16 protein-coding genes, 1 pseudogene and 1 riboswitch are annotated in these 14927 nt (G+C 52.1%); of the genes and pseudogenes, 3 read left to right on the forward strand and 14 right to left on the reverse strand.

Annotated features, from left to right (window positions below; all coding sequences use genetic code 11):
• Positions 1 to 122 precede the first annotated feature (122 nt).
• Positions 123 to 320: riboswitch (cobalamin riboswitch) on the reverse strand.
• A gap of 154 nt (positions 321 to 474) precedes the next feature.
• Entirely contained in the window at positions 475 to 843 is a 369-nt protein-coding gene (locus DEP07_RS22875) for a winged helix-turn-helix transcriptional regulator (RefSeq protein WP_122963739.1), read from the reverse strand.
• Positions 844 to 952: 109 nt separating this feature from the next.
• Between DEP07_RS22875 and DEP07_RS22880 the strand changes: the two genes are divergently transcribed.
• Together DEP07_RS22880 and DEP07_RS22885 are read left to right on the forward strand one after the other, a co-directional pair.
• Positions 953 to 1747, forward strand: coding sequence for an alpha/beta fold hydrolase (locus DEP07_RS22880; RefSeq protein ID WP_173597667.1), 795 nt, complete (start codon positions 953 to 955; stop codon positions 1745 to 1747).
• Positions 1748 to 1786: 39 nt separating this feature from the next.
• The gene (locus DEP07_RS22885) at positions 1787 to 2449 is read left to right on the forward strand and encodes an NAD(P)H-dependent oxidoreductase (protein ID WP_420840590.1); all 663 of its coding nucleotides are present in this window, start codon (positions 1787 to 1789) and stop codon (positions 2447 to 2449) included.
• Here the strand turns inward: DEP07_RS22885 and DEP07_RS27775 are convergent.
• On the reverse strand, positions 2430 to 2690 hold the full coding sequence (locus DEP07_RS27775) for an NAD(P)H-dependent oxidoreductase (protein WP_173599432.1): 261 nt from the start codon (positions 2688 to 2690) through the stop codon (positions 2430 to 2432). The two genes, DEP07_RS22885 and DEP07_RS27775, sit on opposite strands and share 20 nt — an antisense overlap.
• Positions 2691 to 2868: 178 nt before the next feature.
• Here DEP07_RS27775 and pdxR point away from each other — a divergent pair, with 178 nt between their 5' ends.
• Entirely contained in the window at positions 2869 to 4302 is a 1434-nt protein-coding gene (gene pdxR, locus DEP07_RS22890; RefSeq protein WP_173597669.1) for a MocR-like pyridoxine biosynthesis transcription factor PdxR, read from the forward strand.
• A 115-nt stretch (positions 4303 to 4417) separates the two neighbouring features.
• Here pdxR and DEP07_RS22895 read toward each other — a convergent pair whose 3' ends face one another.
• The 12 genes and pseudogenes from DEP07_RS22895 to argH form a co-directional block, all read right to left on the reverse strand.
• Complete coding sequence (locus tag DEP07_RS22895) at positions 4418 to 4648, reverse strand: hypothetical protein (RefSeq protein ID WP_274874424.1); 231 nt, start codon at positions 4646 to 4648, stop codon at positions 4418 to 4420.
• A gap of 63 nt (positions 4649 to 4711) precedes the next feature.
• A complete protein-coding gene (locus tag DEP07_RS22900) occupies positions 4712 to 5134 on the reverse strand; it encodes a DUF6973 domain-containing protein (protein ID WP_233454115.1) in 423 nt (140 codons plus the stop codon).
• A 239-nt stretch (positions 5135 to 5373) separates the two neighbouring features.
• A complete protein-coding gene (locus tag DEP07_RS22905; protein ID WP_173597671.1) occupies positions 5374 to 5949 on the reverse strand; it encodes an SCO family protein in 576 nt (191 codons plus the stop codon).
• A 17-nt stretch (positions 5950 to 5966) separates the two neighbouring features.
• Positions 5967 to 6299 carry a c-type cytochrome gene (locus tag DEP07_RS22910; RefSeq protein ID WP_122963733.1) on the reverse strand — a complete coding sequence of 111 codons (333 nt, stop codon included), beginning with the start codon at positions 6297 to 6299 and terminating at the stop codon, positions 5967 to 5969.
• Positions 6300 to 6323: 24 nt separating this feature from the next.
• A pseudogene (gene cyoE / locus DEP07_RS22915) lies at positions 6324 to 7196 on the reverse strand (heme o synthase); the annotation flags it as partial.
• Between the two features lie 19 nt (positions 7197 to 7215).
• Positions 7216 to 7521: a cytochrome o ubiquinol oxidase subunit IV gene (cyoD, locus tag DEP07_RS22920; RefSeq protein WP_063229517.1), complete on the reverse strand. Its 306-nt coding sequence runs from the start codon at positions 7519 to 7521 to the stop codon at positions 7216 to 7218.
• Position 7522: 1 nt separating this feature from the next.
• On the reverse strand, positions 7523 to 8134 hold the full coding sequence (gene cyoC / locus DEP07_RS22925; protein ID WP_287103052.1) for a cytochrome o ubiquinol oxidase subunit III: 612 nt from the start codon (positions 8132 to 8134) through the stop codon (positions 7523 to 7525).
• On the reverse strand, positions 8134 to 10095 hold the full coding sequence (locus DEP07_RS22930; RefSeq protein WP_173599402.1) for a cbb3-type cytochrome c oxidase subunit I: 1962 nt from the start codon (positions 10093 to 10095) through the stop codon (positions 8134 to 8136). Before DEP07_RS22930 ends, cyoC begins: the two co-directional genes overlap by 1 nt.
• A gap of 24 nt (positions 10096 to 10119) precedes the next feature.
• Complete coding sequence (gene cyoA / locus DEP07_RS22935) at positions 10120 to 11025, reverse strand: ubiquinol oxidase subunit II (protein ID WP_287103055.1); 906 nt, start codon at positions 11023 to 11025, stop codon at positions 10120 to 10122.
• A 194-nt stretch (positions 11026 to 11219) separates the two neighbouring features.
• Complete coding sequence (locus tag DEP07_RS22940; RefSeq protein WP_287103056.1) at positions 11220 to 12677, reverse strand: aminotransferase class I/II-fold pyridoxal phosphate-dependent enzyme; 1458 nt, start codon at positions 12675 to 12677, stop codon at positions 11220 to 11222.
• Between the two features lie 256 nt (positions 12678 to 12933).
• Positions 12934 to 13407, reverse strand: a complete 474-nt coding sequence (locus tag DEP07_RS22945) for a DUF5680 domain-containing protein (RefSeq protein ID WP_122963727.1) — start codon at positions 13405 to 13407, stop codon at positions 12934 to 12936.
• 180 nt (positions 13408 to 13587) lie between these two features.
• On the reverse strand, positions 13588 to 14907 hold the full coding sequence (argH, locus tag DEP07_RS22950) for an argininosuccinate lyase (RefSeq protein ID WP_217023259.1): 1320 nt from the start codon (positions 14905 to 14907) through the stop codon (positions 13588 to 13590).
• Between the last annotated feature and the right edge of the window lie 20 nt (positions 14908 to 14927).

A 14927-nucleotide genomic window follows, 5' to 3' on the forward strand; every position in this document is an offset into this window, starting at 1 on the left:
AATAGAAAAGCCCCGTCCCGCCGGACGAGGCAAACGTGTAGAAGTAATCAGTCGACATCATGAATAAATAGACACAAGCTGTCGCAGCTTCTTCCTACACCTCACCTTTTCCGCGAAGGATTACGGGTGTGACAAACTAGGTAGGTCTCCTGGCTTTTGGCTCATCGCGCTCTTTCGTCTTCCCCGATGGTTATGCTCCACACCGAGTGACATGTTGGAAAGAGAACTCACCAATTACAGTGGCGGGACCGCTCGGGATTTTCACCCGATTCCCTGTTACCCCTTGCTCTCGCAAAGGCACCTAGCTGCCTGCTATTCTTGGCTGATTATACCATTATTTTCATAGGGAGGGGGGACCGTAAAAACAAATCGGCCGCTTCCTTCCCTTTTTTGCCTTCGCCCGAAAAAAATCCGCCGTTCTCAGGTGGTCGTATGGTTGTCGTATGCGATTATGGCCCGGTGCTTTCAGCAGTTTTAGGCAGTCGGCTCCACTTCATCCGCCACAGGCGTGCCAAACTGCTCTCCCCATTTGATCAAGTATTCAATCACGGGACGCAGTGCCTCTCCCCGCTCTGTCAGCTCGTACTCCACCTTTGGCGGAACGACCGGGTACACATGCCGCAGCACAATCCCCGACTCTTCCAGCTCCCGCAGCTGTTCCGCGAGCATTTTGTGATTCACGCCCATGATGTTTTTCTTCAGCTCACCGTACCGCTTTTTCCCGTTCAGCAGCTGGCAAATAATCGTCGTTTTCCATCTTCCTGCAAGAATGGAAACAGACAGCTCGATCGGACACTGAAACTGTTTGCCGTTTATTTGATAAATCACCTGTTGGTTCCCCATGGTTCTCACTTCCCTTTTGGTAAGTATTCAACGAAAAAGTGCGTACTTACTTTTTTACAGTGTATTCGGTAAGATCACTTTTGTAAAACACGATTTCAAGGAGGCCCTCATGGAAAAATTCGTTCAGGTTGGTCCCATAAACGTCGCATATGCAGTAGAAGGAAGCGGGCCTGCCGTGCTGTTGATCCACGGTACAGGAGGCAGTTACGAAGGCACGTGGGGCAATCTCGGCAAGGCGCTGGCACCTGACTTTACCGTCATCACCCCCAATTACAGCGGCTCGGGCAAAACGCAAGACGACCGCGAGCGGCTGGAGCTGGACGATCTGGTCGAGCAAAATGTGCAGGCAGTTATGCAGGAAGGCTTTACGCACTTTCATGTCGTAGGCTACTCGCTCGGCGCTGTCGTAGCAACGGCCATCGCCGCCAAATACCCGGAGCGAGTCCAATCGGTGACAGCGATCGCGGGCTGGGTAGAAAGCGATCTCGCTGTCGCCTATCAGTTCGATCTGTGGCAAAAGCTGTTCCGCCAGGATCGGGAGCTGTTCGCCCAATTCGCCATCCACACTGGCCTCAGCCCGGCGTTTTACAGCTCGTTTCAAACGTTGGAGCAGTTGCATGAGTTTACCGCCAATTTGGCTGCGACACTTGCCGAAGGTACTGGCAAACAGGCCGAACTTGACACTCGCATCAACCTGCGGCCTTTGCTTGGCAAAGTCACTGCCCCAGCACTGGCCATCGGCTTGACTTACGATCGCATGGTGCCTGTGGAGCAGACAAGGGAAATGGCCGCTCTCCTGCCTGACGCGCGCTACCACGAGATCGCTTCAGGGCACCTGGTACTGTGGGAGCAGGAGGCAGAGCTGATCGAAACCGTCCTGTCCTTTGTCCGTTCTACCCGATGACTTCCCCAAAATAACTTACCTTATCTGGAGGATAACATGATCCAAAAAGAACAGATTTTGCAAGCATACGAAACCAGACACGCCACTAAAGAATTTGCCGCAGACAAAACGGTTGCACAAGAAGACTTCGCTTTCATTATGGAAACGGCTCGCCTTTCTCCCAGCTCATTCGGTTTTGAGCCTTGGAACTTTCTCGTCGTGCAAAACCGCGCTCTGCGCGACAAGCTGTCTGTCGTTTCCTGGGGAGCGCAAAAGCAACTGGCTACAGCGAGTCATTTTGTCATCATCCTGGCGCGTACCAAGCAAGAGATGGCGGCTGATTCCGACTACGTAATGAACCAGATGAAAAACGTGCAGCTTTTGCCGGAAAACGTCATCACCGCGAAAAGCGCCATGTACGACAAATTTTTGAAGCAAGATTTTGAGCTGTTTGCAGACGAGCGCGTCATGTTCGAATGGGCAGCCAGACAAACGTACATCGCCCTTGGCAACATGATGACCTCAGCCGCCATGATCGGCATCGATTCCTGCCCGATCGAAGGCTTCGACAAAAAACAGGCAGAGGAACTCCTGCAAGCTGAAGGACTGCTGGACAAGGAACGCTTCGGCGTAGCCTGCATGGTTGCCTTTGGCTACCGCAAAAACGAGCCGCGCCCGAAAACAAGACAGCCGCGCGAACACATCATTCGCTACGTCGAGTAACGACATCGCTACTGCCACTATTGCCGCCCCGAACAAGAATGGATGTTCGGGGCGGCCCTTTTTCCATATATAGTTGTTTCAAGACGGAAATGACGCCGTCCGCGCCGTTTTCCGTCATGCGAAATGCTTTTCTGGCGATGCACACCGCATCGATATTCGCCTTCAACATCGGCGGCACGCCGTAATTCCACATCGGAGCAACAATAATATAGCCGTCAGCGGAAATAAACTGCTCGGTGATTGATCACCGAATACCACATTTTTCTCAAAAGCAAACCATCCAATTGCTCAGCCATTCACCCATCCATGTTCAATAGATTGGTATTCTTTCGGCCGAAGCTGCTTCCATTCGCGTGGTATGATAAGTTTGTTTCTTGTCAATATCATTGTTAACGAATATGTCCAAGGTTGTGATTATCATGTGGAAACCTGATCGGTCCAGCACGCAAACACTCTATCACCAAATCGCCGATGAGATCGAGCGCAGGATTTCTTATGGAGAATATCCTCCCGGAAGCTTGCTCCCCTCTGAAAGAAAGCTGGCAGAGCAGTTGGGGGTCAATCGAAGTACCGTCATTTTGGCTTACGAAGAGCTGCGTGCACTCGGCATCATCGAAAGCAGGACAGGCAGCGGCACGCGCGTCTGCAAAAACAAATGGGAAGCGACCCCCAAACACACTCCAAACTGGCATCGGTACGTGGAGGGCGGGCAGTTTCTCCCGAATTTGTTTTACTTGCGCCGCATTCGCGAGGCCCTGCAAAAAGACGGCATGATCGACTTTGCCAGCGGTGAGCTGTCCGCGCAATTGTCTCCGGGTCAGGAAATCAGCACCTTGATGAAAGAAAACCCCTTTACGGAATATTTAGGCTACGACAATCCCCAAGGCTTCACGCCACTGCGCGAAGAACTCGTTTCCTATTTGTCGCGGTATCGGCAGATCAACACGACAGACTCGTCCATTCTCATCACATCGGGTTCCCAGCAGTCGCTTTATTTGATCACTCAATGTTTGCTCGCTCCCGGGGATGCCGTCGCCATAGAAGATCCATCGTATTGCTACTCTTTGCCGATGTTTCAGTCGGCCGGCCTGCGCCTGTTCCGGCTCCCGGTCAGTCCGGAGGGCATCGATCCCGAAGATATTCGCTCCTTGTATAAAAAACACCGGATCAAAATGATTTTTCTCAATCCGACTTTTCAAAACCCGACAGGCATTTGCCTCAATCCGGCCCGCCGTACCCAACTGCTGAACGTGGCCAGCGAGCTGGGGCTTCCGATCGTGGAGGACGATCCATTCAGTCTCACGTCCTACGATGGCGATCCGCCTGCCCCGCTCAAATCGCACGACCAGCTCGGCTCCGTCCTGTACATCGGTTCCTTTTCCAAAATCGCGGCCTCCGGCTTGCGCGTCGGCTGGATGGTGGCCCCCCACTCCGTCGTGGAACGACTGGCAGACGCGCGACAGCAGATGGACTTCGGCCTGAGCGTCGTTCCGCAAAAAATTGCCGCCCAATTTTTGCACTCCGACTTCTTCCTGCCCCACCTGGAGCAACTGCGGATGCGCCTGCTCTATCGCCGCGATTTGCTGGTGGAAGCCTTGCAAAAGGAACTGCCCGATCTGGTGACGTTCACGCTTCCGCAGGGCGGACTGCATTTGTGGTGCAAAATTGTGCCCGAGATCAACGACAACCAGCTGTTTGAAGAAGCTCTGCGGCGCGGCGTGGTTGTCGCCCCCGGAAGTGTGTACGGATCTGACTCCGGTTATATTCGCTTCACCTTTGCCCGCCCGAAAGAAGCAGAAATCACGCGTGGCGTAGCCAAATTCGCCTCGGCTCTGCGTGCGGTTTTAAGCTGATTCGCGCCACAATGTCCAGAAAAAGAAAACCTCCTGTCGCGAGTTTCTCAGGCTGTCGACTTTCTCGACGGCCTTTCTTTATGGCCTCCGCAATTCAGGGGAAAAACTTTAAAAGCTATGTACAGCATTGTGCTACTTTCAATTCGTCACTTTTTCTTATCCATAAAGACCCATCTTCTTTGATCATATAATCTATTTTATTACTCTTTAGAGCTTCTATCTGTTCTGAAGATGCTCCATCAGAAAATTTATAGTAATCGGTTCCAGTCCACACATATAAAAATCCAAATACTAGCACCACAACTATTGTTGTTGCAGCCAAAGGCACCATTAATTTATTCTTCATAAATATCACCTTCTTTCAAAAAGGAGAATCAGGAATGATTATTCCTGGTTCTCTTTTTTCTTACTAAATAGGGGGAAGATCTTGATCTGCATAATCCTCTTCTTTACCTGTAAATTTATCTAGTGTCCAGGTACTCTCTTTTTTAGGGTTCGGTTTATTAATTTTTTTAAGCTTTCCGCTTTTGTATAACTCATCAATCGCAATTTTAATGTCTGAACGACTGCTATCACTGTCTATCCCCTCTTGTGCTGCTTTGTATCGTCCTTCTGCATTATTGTGCATATCCATTTTATATGTTAGAGATTTTTTGTTTTGATAGGAAGCACCATCTTCGTGGGCATTCGTCCACTTTTCTGCCCAACTATCATTCACTGCCCATACTATCCACATATTCCATAACGCATGTCGAAAAGCATCTGATTCTTCATCAGTACCATTTCTACCGAAAGCTAATTCTGTATAATTCCATGCCCCTTTCCCAGCCATAAGAGTCACCATCAGAGCTTGAAGCCAGATTCATCCGGCATTTATCTCGTTCCGATTGACCAAAATGAAAAAGTGGAAGCCGATTTCTTCCGTAACAACAGGCAAGTAGCTTTTGACAATGCCCCAGAGGAATTTCAAGCTGTTCTCCTAGCGCTGCTGCTGATAAGATAACAAAACGAGGCAGGGCTTTATCGACAAAAAGAGAAACTCGCCAAAGGAGTTTCTCTTTTTGTCTTGCCCTATTTTTGCAGCAGCTTGATGTCCTCCACGATCTCGTCGTAAGGCGGATCGGTCATGCCGTCATAGCGTGCCACCACTTTGCCGTTCTGATCGACCAGGTAGAGCAGCGTGTCGTGAATGACTTGTTCAGATGCAGCGTCTTTGGCAATCGTAGCCCGGAACGAGCGTAGCAAAAACGTTTTGATTTCGGCAAACTCGTAGCCGGTCAATGCATGCCAGTTGGAAAAATCAGCAGCGAATTTGCCCAAATAAGCCTTCAGTGCCTCCGGGCTGTCTTGCTCTGGATCGACCGAAAAGGAGACCAGCTCGACGTCCACTCCCGCCTCCTTCGCTTTCTTTTGCAACTGCGCCATGTTGGCTGTCATCGTCGGGCAAACCGTCGCGCAGTACGTAAAAATAAAGTTGGCGACCCACACCTTGTTTTCTACATCGGCTGAGGAAAAAGGTTTTCCGTCCTGGTCAGTAAACGCGAAAGGTTGCACGGGTATGTTCAGCTTGCTTGCCTTTTCACTGCCGCAGGCGGTCGCCAATACGATTGTGATGACTAAAGTGATGAACCAGACTGCTCTTTTCATCGCATATTCCTCCCGCTCTATTCCTTTTTCGCAGCCAACCATTTTGCCAGTTGGGAGATTTCTTCGGTCTTCAGGCTCTTTTCGTAACCCGGCATCCCTCTTGCACCCGCTTTGATGATGTCTCCAATCTGTTCCTCGGTCAGCCTGGAACCTGCTTGCTGCAAGCTCGGGCCGACCCTGCCGGACAAATCGTTGCCATGGCAGCTCATGCAGTTCTTTTTATATAGCTGCATCGCGCTTGTATCTTCAGCGGAAGCCGTCACTTCCGCCTGTTCTTCGGCTGCTGGGCTGCCGCACCCGGAAACTGCGGCGAGCAGAAAAAATACGATCAGATAAGAAGCCACTCTCATAAGAATCCCTGCCCTTCATCTGGTCTACCAAAATGGACGGCCTGGCGTATCGACGACCATGCACACGAAGACAACCAGCAAATAGTTTACGGACAAGATAAAATTCGTTTTCGACCATTTCTCATTATTTGCTGTCACAACGCCACTGATGGTATGTCCCATCCAGATCATGCCGAACAGCAAAGAAACCGCGAAAAACACAACCCCTGCATACCCTAGCAGGTACATCGCCGTGACCGTCGGGAGCAGAAACAGTACGTACGGAATCATTTGCAGCTTGGTTCGGGCGATTCCTTTGACGACAGGAAGCAGCGGAAAGCCAGCCGCTTTATACTCGTCCACGCGCCGAATCGACAGCGACCAGAAATGCGCGGGCTGCCAAAAATACAGCAAGGCAAACAACAACCATGCCCCGGCATCAAGCTCGTTCGAAGCGGCACAATACCCCATCACCGGGGGCATTGCGCCGGACACCCCGCCAATCGACGTGCTCCATGTCGACTTTCTTTTCAGCCACATCGTATAGACGCACCCGTACATGAACATCCCGAACAGTCCGAGCCAACCGACCAGCTCGTTTCCTTTCCAGAACAAAACCAGCTCGCCGCAAACACCGAGCATCAGGGCGTACAGCAGCACGCCCCCGGTTTTCAGTCGACCAGCCGCGAGCGGGCGGTCTTTTGTCCGCTGCATTTTGCGATCCAGCTCGTAATCCCAAACATTGTTCCATACGCAGGACGCCGCCATCGTCAGCGCCGTCCCGGTCAACAGCCACAAAAGAAGCAGCCAATCCGGCTCCCACTTGCTAGCCACCCAGTAACCGCCAAATGCTGCGATCAAATTCAACTGTAGGATGCGGGGTTTGGTCAGCTGTATCCAGTCTGCGAGCATCCGGGCCCCTCCTTTTGTTTCTTGCTCATATCGCTACCATGTTGTACATCATGATCCAGATGGAGCCGACCACGATCAACAGGACGATAAAAATCCCGAGCAAAAGCGACATCAGATTGTACCTCGGTTTTTCCTCGTCCTTCAAGTGCATGAAGAACACCAGCTGGACGATAAACTGCAACAGCGCCGCCGCCAAAAAGACGATTGTGCTGCCCAGCCCTTCCAGCCAATTGTTTACGAGGACGACAATCGGGATAATCGTCAACACGATCGAGCAAATAAACCCGGTGACGTACGATTTCAAGGAACCGTGTGCCGTTTGGTTGCTCACTTTACTTCACCCCCAGCAAATACACGATGGTGAAGACGAAAATCCAGACGATATCGAGAAAATGCCAGAACAGGCTGACGATGTTGACTTTGCGCTTGGTCACGGGCGTGATGCCGTGCTTGGCGATTTGGATGATCAAAATAATCATCCAGCCCAGGCCGAGAGCAACGTGCAAGCCGTGCGTCCCGACCAATGTGTAAAAGGCAGTCAGGAAAGCGCTCGTGCTGATCGTTGCGCCTTCGTGCACCATGTGCATAAACTCGTTGACCTCCAGGAACAAAAACGACGCTCCCAGAAAAATCGTCACCCACAGCCAGTTCATCAGAGCAAGTCGATTGCCCTTGTGCATCGTCAAAAGGGCAAGGCCGCTCGTAAAGCTGCTCGTCAACAAAATAAACGTACTGGCGTAAATGCCGTTCATCTGAAAAATGTCTTTCGGCCCTGGCCCGCCGTCCGTGTTGCCTTGCAGGACGATGTAAGTCGCAAACAAGGTCGCAAACAAAATGACGTCTGTCATGAGGTAAATCCAAAAAGCAAAGGTGCGCATTTCCTCCTGATCAGGATGTTCATGGCCGTGGCCGTGATGCTCGGCGTTGCTATGCGTCTGAGCCATTACTTGCTCCCCCTCCTTGCCGCAGCCTCAACCCGCTGCACTTCCTCCACCGGGACGTAATAGTCCGGCTTGTAGTTGAACGAATGGACGATCATGCAAGCGAGCACTCCCACAAATCCCGGTACCGCCAGCCAAAGCCAGTCAAATACCAGCCCGAATCCGCTGAAAAACCAAAACATCGACATGATGATCGGGATACCGGAATTTTTCGGCATGTGAATCGGTTCCAGCTCGACTGCCGGAGCACTCCAGCCTCTCTGCTTCTTCTCCCACCAGTCGTCCTGATGAGTCACCTGCGGCAAAGTAGCGAAGTTGTAGAACGGAGCGGGAGACGGAATCGACCATTCCAGCGTTCGCGCATTCCACGGATCTTGGGTTCCTTCCCGATCCATTTTTTTCAGGCTGTGCGCAATATCCCAAACTTGCACGATGAAGGCTGCGCCCATCAGGACGGCCCCGATCGTGGAAACGAGATTCATTTCAAACCAGCCTTTGTCCCAACCGTACGTATATACCCGACGAGTCATCCCCATCAGACCGAGCGCGTATTGAGGCATGAAGCACAGGTAAAAACCGATATTCCACAGCCAGAAAGCCAGTCGGCCGAGACGTTCGTTCAGCTTGAAGCCAAACAGCTTCGGCCACCAGTAGTACAATCCGGCGAAAAATCCAAATACGACTCCGGCGATAATGACCTGATGGAAGTGGGCTATCAGGAAATAGCTGTTGTGATACTGGAAATCGGCAGGCGCGACAGACAAGAGCACCCCGGTCATCCCGCCGATGACGAAGTTCGGAATAATCCCGATCATCCACAGCATCGGTGTTTCAAAAGTGACTTTTCCGCGGAACATCGTAAACAGCCAGTTGAACACCTTCACACCTGTCGGAATGGCAATCACCATCGTGGACAGGGCAAAGAACGCGTTGACATCTGCCCCGGAGCCCATCGTAAAAAAGTGATGCGCCCAGGTGAGGAACGACACTACGCTAATAATCATCATGGCGAACACCATGGATTTATACCCGAACAGCTTTTTCTTCGAGAACGTGGCGGCGATCTCGGAGAAGATGCCGAATGCAGGCAGCACGAGAATGTATACTTCCGGGTGGCCCCACATCCAGATCAGGTTGATGTACATCATCGGGTTGCCGCCGCCATCCAGCGTGAAAATATGTCCGCCCAAATAGCGGTCGATGAACAGAAGCGCCAAAGTCACGGTCAAGATCGGAAAAGCAAACACGATGGCGATACAGCTCGACAGCACCGACCACGAGAACATCGGCATTTTCATCAACGTCATGCCGGGCGTGCGCATTTTCAAGATCGTGACGATGAAGTTGATCCCTGTCATCAAGCTGCCGATCCCGGAAATCTGGATGCCCCAAATGTAGAAGTCTTGCCCGTAGCCAGGGTTGAATGTTTTATCCGAGTACGGCGGATAGGCCAGCCACCCGGCATCCGGCGAGCCGCCGATGACAAACGACAAGTTGAACAGCATCGCTCCCGAGAAAAACAGCCAGAAGCTCAGCGAGTTCAGAAACGGGAAGGCTACGTCACGCGCCCCCAGTTGCAACGGTACGATCACATTGAACAGCCCGAACATAAGCGGCATCGCCATAAACAAAATCATGATGACGCCATGCGTGGTAAAAATCTGGTTGTAGTGCTCGGCGGGCAAAAATTGCAGCTCTGGCATGGCGAGCTGCGCGCGCATCAGCAACGCGTCGACCCCGCCGCGAAACAGCATGAGCACGGAAGCCAAAATGTACATGATGCCAATCCGTTTGTGGTCGACAGTCGTCAGCCATTCGCGCCAGAGCCAGCCCCATTTTTTATAGTAAGTCAGCACAGAAACGATCGCGATCAGCGTCAAAGCGATACTGACATCCGCACCGTAGATGAGCGGATCGCCTGTCACAAAAAACTCCGAAGCAAATTCTTTCACTTTATCCCACACGTCTTCCTCTCTCCTTCCTTCTGGCTATTCCTCGATGCGCACTTCCTTGCGTGCCTTCACGGACAAACCGTGGTTGTGCGAAGCAGCGTATTTCGTCACTGTCATCTCAAACAATCCTTCAGGGAAAGAGGAGAAATAGCGGACATCCGAGGTACCTTGCTCTGCCAGCTTTTTATAGCCATCCAGAGTCAATGCTGCCGATGTTCCTTTCACTTCGCTCACCCATTGATCAAAAGCTTCCTGCGATGCCGCCTTGGCCGTGAAGTACATGTCCGCGAAGCCCTTCCCCGTGTAGTTGGCGCCGGAACCCATGTACTCGCCCTGCTCGTCCGCTTGCAGGTGCAAAACCATCGCCATTCCCGACATCGCATAAATCTGTCCGCCAAGCTGGGGAATCCAGAAGGAGTTCATCGGGGCATCCGAGGTAATCTCGAAGCGAATCGGCACATCTTCCGGGAACTGCACGTAGTTCACTGTCGCAATCCCCTGCTCGGGATATTGGAACAGCCACTTCCAATCCAGATTCGTCACCTGAATCGTGATCGGTTCGACTTTTGACTCCAGCGGTTTGGACGGTTCGAGCGAATACGTATAGCGAACCGTAATAATAGCGATCAACGTAATGATGACAACAGGAATCCCCCACCAGGTCGTCTCCAGCGCCGTGCCGTGCTCCCACTCCGGGGTGTACTTCGCCTTTCTTCCTTTCCTGTCACGGTATCGCCACACAATGACAAAAGTCAGAATCAAAACCGGAACAATCACGATCAAGCATAAAAGCGTAGACAAAATCATCAGGTCCTTTTGCTGTTCACCGATCGGCCCCTTCGGATTGAGCACGAGATATTTATCTGCGCACCCGGTCGTCATGAACAGCAGCAGGAACATGTACAAAACGGACAGACAGCGTGCTGTCTTGGACGTTTTCATGTCCTCATCTCCTATCACCATGCTCGGTACTGGTTGAAACAAGTCCTACTGTAAGGGCGATCCAATCGAGTGTCACCAGCCAATAAGCAAGTCCTTGAACCAGCCATGTTCAAGATTTGGTTGCATTTACGACAAGGTTTGGTCACAGAAAAAGACAGCCCGTAGCAAAGGCTGCCTTTTTTTGCAGATCACATTTACTTGAGTACACGTACAGTCAAAAACGCTGGGTCTTCCGAGCCTTGGACAGGCAGACCTGCCTCCCGGTTTCTTTGCGCGTAAGCCACATTTTCCTTGGAAATGACTTCACCCGGAATAAAAATCGGGATTCCTGGCGGGTACACCATGACAAACTCGGCGATAACTCTCCCCTCCGCTTCTGCGACGGGCACGATTTCGGTCGGCGCGTAAAAAGCGTCACGCGGCGTGACAGCAAGCTGCGGAATTTGTGGCAGAGGCATGTGCTCCTCTGCCAGCGCCTTCGCCTGCTCTCGAAAATGCAGCGACAATTCTTCCAGCGCATACACGAGAATTTGCAAATCCGCTTTGCTGTCGCTCGGTGTGACAATACAAAGGATGTTGTGCAAATCGGACAGCTCCACTTCAATATGGAAGCGCTCCCTCAGCCATTTTTCCACCTCATGCCCGGTCAGCCCCAGCCCTTTTACGGAAATGACCAGCTTCGTCGGATCGTAGGCGACCACCCCGTTTTGTCCGATGATCTCGCTACCCATGCAAGTCAAATACTCGATCCGATTGATTTCCTGACGCGCCTGATTGGCAAGCCGGATTGCCTGATCCAACAGCGTTTTGCCTGCGGTCACCAGCCGTTTGCGCGCTACATCGAGCGAGGCGAGCAGCAAATAAGACGTGGACGTCGTGGAAAGCATGCTGGAAATCGCCTGTACGCGCGATAGCGAAATCCGGTTTCCCTGGATATTCAGCACCGAGCTTTGCGTCATGGAGCCGCCAAGCTTGTGCATGCTGCTCGCCGCCATATCTGCGCCTGCCTGCATCGCGGACAGCGGCAATTTCGGGTGAAAATGCACATGCGAGCCATGGGCTTCATCGACCAGTACAGGCACCCCCCGCGCATGCGCCACCTTCACAATTTTTTTCAGGTCGCTGGCCGTACCAAAATAGGTCGGGTGAATAACCAAAACAGCCTTGGCGTCCGGGTGCTGCTCCAAAGCTTCTTCGACGGATTTTGGAGTGATGCCATGCGCGATCCCGTAGACCAGGTCCATTTCCGGATGCAGAAAAATCGGATGCGCCCCCGAGAAAATAATTCCGCTCATGATCGACTTGTGCACATTGCGCGGCACAATGATTTTTTCGCCCGGATGGCAAACCGACATGATCATCGTCATAATCGCTGTACTGGTTCCTTGCACGGAGAAGATCGTGTGCTCGGCGCCAAAAGCCTCGGCAGCCAAGTCCTGGGCCTCTTGAATAATCCCGGCAGGCTGGTGCAGATCATCCAGCGGCCGGATGTTGATCAAGTCGATAGACAGCGCATTTTTGCCGATGAACCAGCGAAATTCCGGGTCCATTCCTTTGCCTTTTTTATGGCCGGGTATATGAAATTGAATCGGATTTTTTCGGGCGTGCTTGACCAGTCCAGTAAACAACGGTGTTTGGTCTTGATTTGACATGGCTCCTCCTTCGCTTGTCCAGCCTTTTCTCAAGTGTCAGCCTGTAGTGTGGCAAGCTGATTATAGGACAAGCCGCTGTCTTTCTTCTGATCCAATCGCGCTGTTTCTTACCCATCCAATTTGTCTCCATGCCAAAAAGCCGTCCAACGCAAAAAGCCACCTGTATTCTGGTGGCTTTTTGCCGCTTTTATGCCAAAATCGGTTCACGGGGCGGATCGGTTTTGGTTGCCCGCGCGAGATTGGTCATCATGCAGCCCTACTTTTTCAACAACCCGCCATGATAGAGCAATTCATAGACAATCTCATCCTGGCGGTAAATAAATTCCTTCCCCTGAAAAAGAGTCACATTCCCCTCATTCGTATCGACGTAGCGCAAATCGTCCTGCGCATGCTCGAACGCCCCCAAAAAGCGGCCCTCCGCGTACATCTTCGACAAGCTCGCCTTAATGACCAGTCCCGCAGCATGCGCGTCGATTCGCTCCGGCTTGGTAATGTAGCCAAAATAATTCATCGCCCACACCGGACTTTTTTGGAAGTACACGACCTCTTGCCCGATAAAATCGCTCTCGCCCAAATAGCTGTCGTGATAGGCCCAATCCCCGCTTGCATATTGAATGTCCTTGGACCCCAGCCGATACGGCAACAGGCGCTTGGCTCCTCCAACGTATGTGTGCTGCTTGGCTTGCACGACAAACGCTTCCAGGTCGGCAACAGAAAAAAGCTCACGCATTCCCCAACACCTCTTTTTCGGTTCGTTTCCTCTTACATTTCAAGAAACGCGAGCAATTTCCTGTAAAAATTTTCTTTCAATTCCAAAAAAACAAGCACCGCATCGGATGGCTTGCTACTCTTCCTGCCCCTGAAAATTTTGCCCGGTTCGCAGGGAGGGAAAAAGCGCTTCGGCGTTCTGCTAACGCAGCAGTCCCACTTTAATCCCTTTGTTCAGGATGTTCTCATAATCGATAAACGCGTACAGATCGTCTCCGATGTACGGGCTGATCTGCTGCAATTCTTCCAGCGTCAGCTCCTCGATCGCCTTCTGGTTGTCCTCGCAATAAATCACAATCGAGCCGACGATGCTGTGGGCGTCGCGGAAGGCAACCCCTTTGCTGACCAAGTAGTCGGCAACCTCCGTCGCGTTGAGAAAGCCCGCTTTTACTGCCTTTTTCATCTGCTCGTGATTGACCTTCATCGTCGCGATCATTTTGGACATAATCGCCAGGCACGAGAGGACGGTATCCAAAGCGTTGAAAAACGCCTCCTTGTCTTCCTGCATGTCCTTGTTGTAGGCAAGCGGCAGCCCTTTCATCGTCGTCAATAGCGAGGTCAACGAGCCATACACGCGTCCTGTCTTCCCTCTGATCAGCTCGGCGGCGTCCGGGTTTTTCTTTTGCGGCATGATGCTGCTTCCCGTCGAGTACGCGTCGTCGATTTGCACGAAGCGGAACTCCTGGCTGCTCCACAAAATCAGCTCCTCGCTCAGACGGCTGAGGTGCATCATCAGGATGGAAAAGCCCGACATCAACTCCAGCAAATAGTCGCGATCGCTCACCCCGTCGAGGAAATTGTCGACTGGCTTTGCGAAGCCGAGCGCTTTTGCCGTCATCTCCCTGTCGATCCGATGCGTCGTGCCTGCGAGAGCGCCGCAGCCGAGCGGGCTTTCGTTCATGATTTCGATTGCGTTGGCGATTCGCAGTTTGTCGCGGCGCAGCATCTGGTAGTACGCCATCAGATGGTGCTGGAACGTCACGACCTGGGCGCGCTGCAAGTGGGTATAGCCCGGCATGATCACGTTGTTTTCGCGCGCCTTCGCTTCCAGGCTGGCTTGCAGCTCCTCGATGCTTTGCATGACCTCGTGCGCCTTGTTTTTCGCATAAAGCCGAATGTCTACCGCCACCTGGTCATTTCTGCTTCGCGCCGTGTGCAGCTTTTTCGCTGTGGCGCCAATCCGCTCGGTCAGCTTCGCTTCGACAAAGCTGTGAATATCCTCGTAATTGCCGCCGATCTCCAATGTGCCCGCTTCGATCTCTTCCAAAATGGCGAGCAGCCCTTTGACGATCTCCTCGCCTTCTTGCCGGGTGAGCAGCCCGCTATGCGCCAGCATGTTGACGTGGGCCACGCTTCCTTTGATGTCCTCTGCATACAGTCGCTGATCGACATGCAGCGAGCTGTTGAAGTCTTCCATCAGCTTGTTTTCTTCTTTTCTAAAACGGCCACCCCAAAGCTTCATAGCTACGTTCTCCTTTACGA

This window comes from Brevibacillus sp. (assembly GCF_003521185.1).
Lineage (GTDB): Bacteria > Bacillota > Bacilli > Brevibacillales > Brevibacillaceae > Brevibacillus > Brevibacillus parabrevis.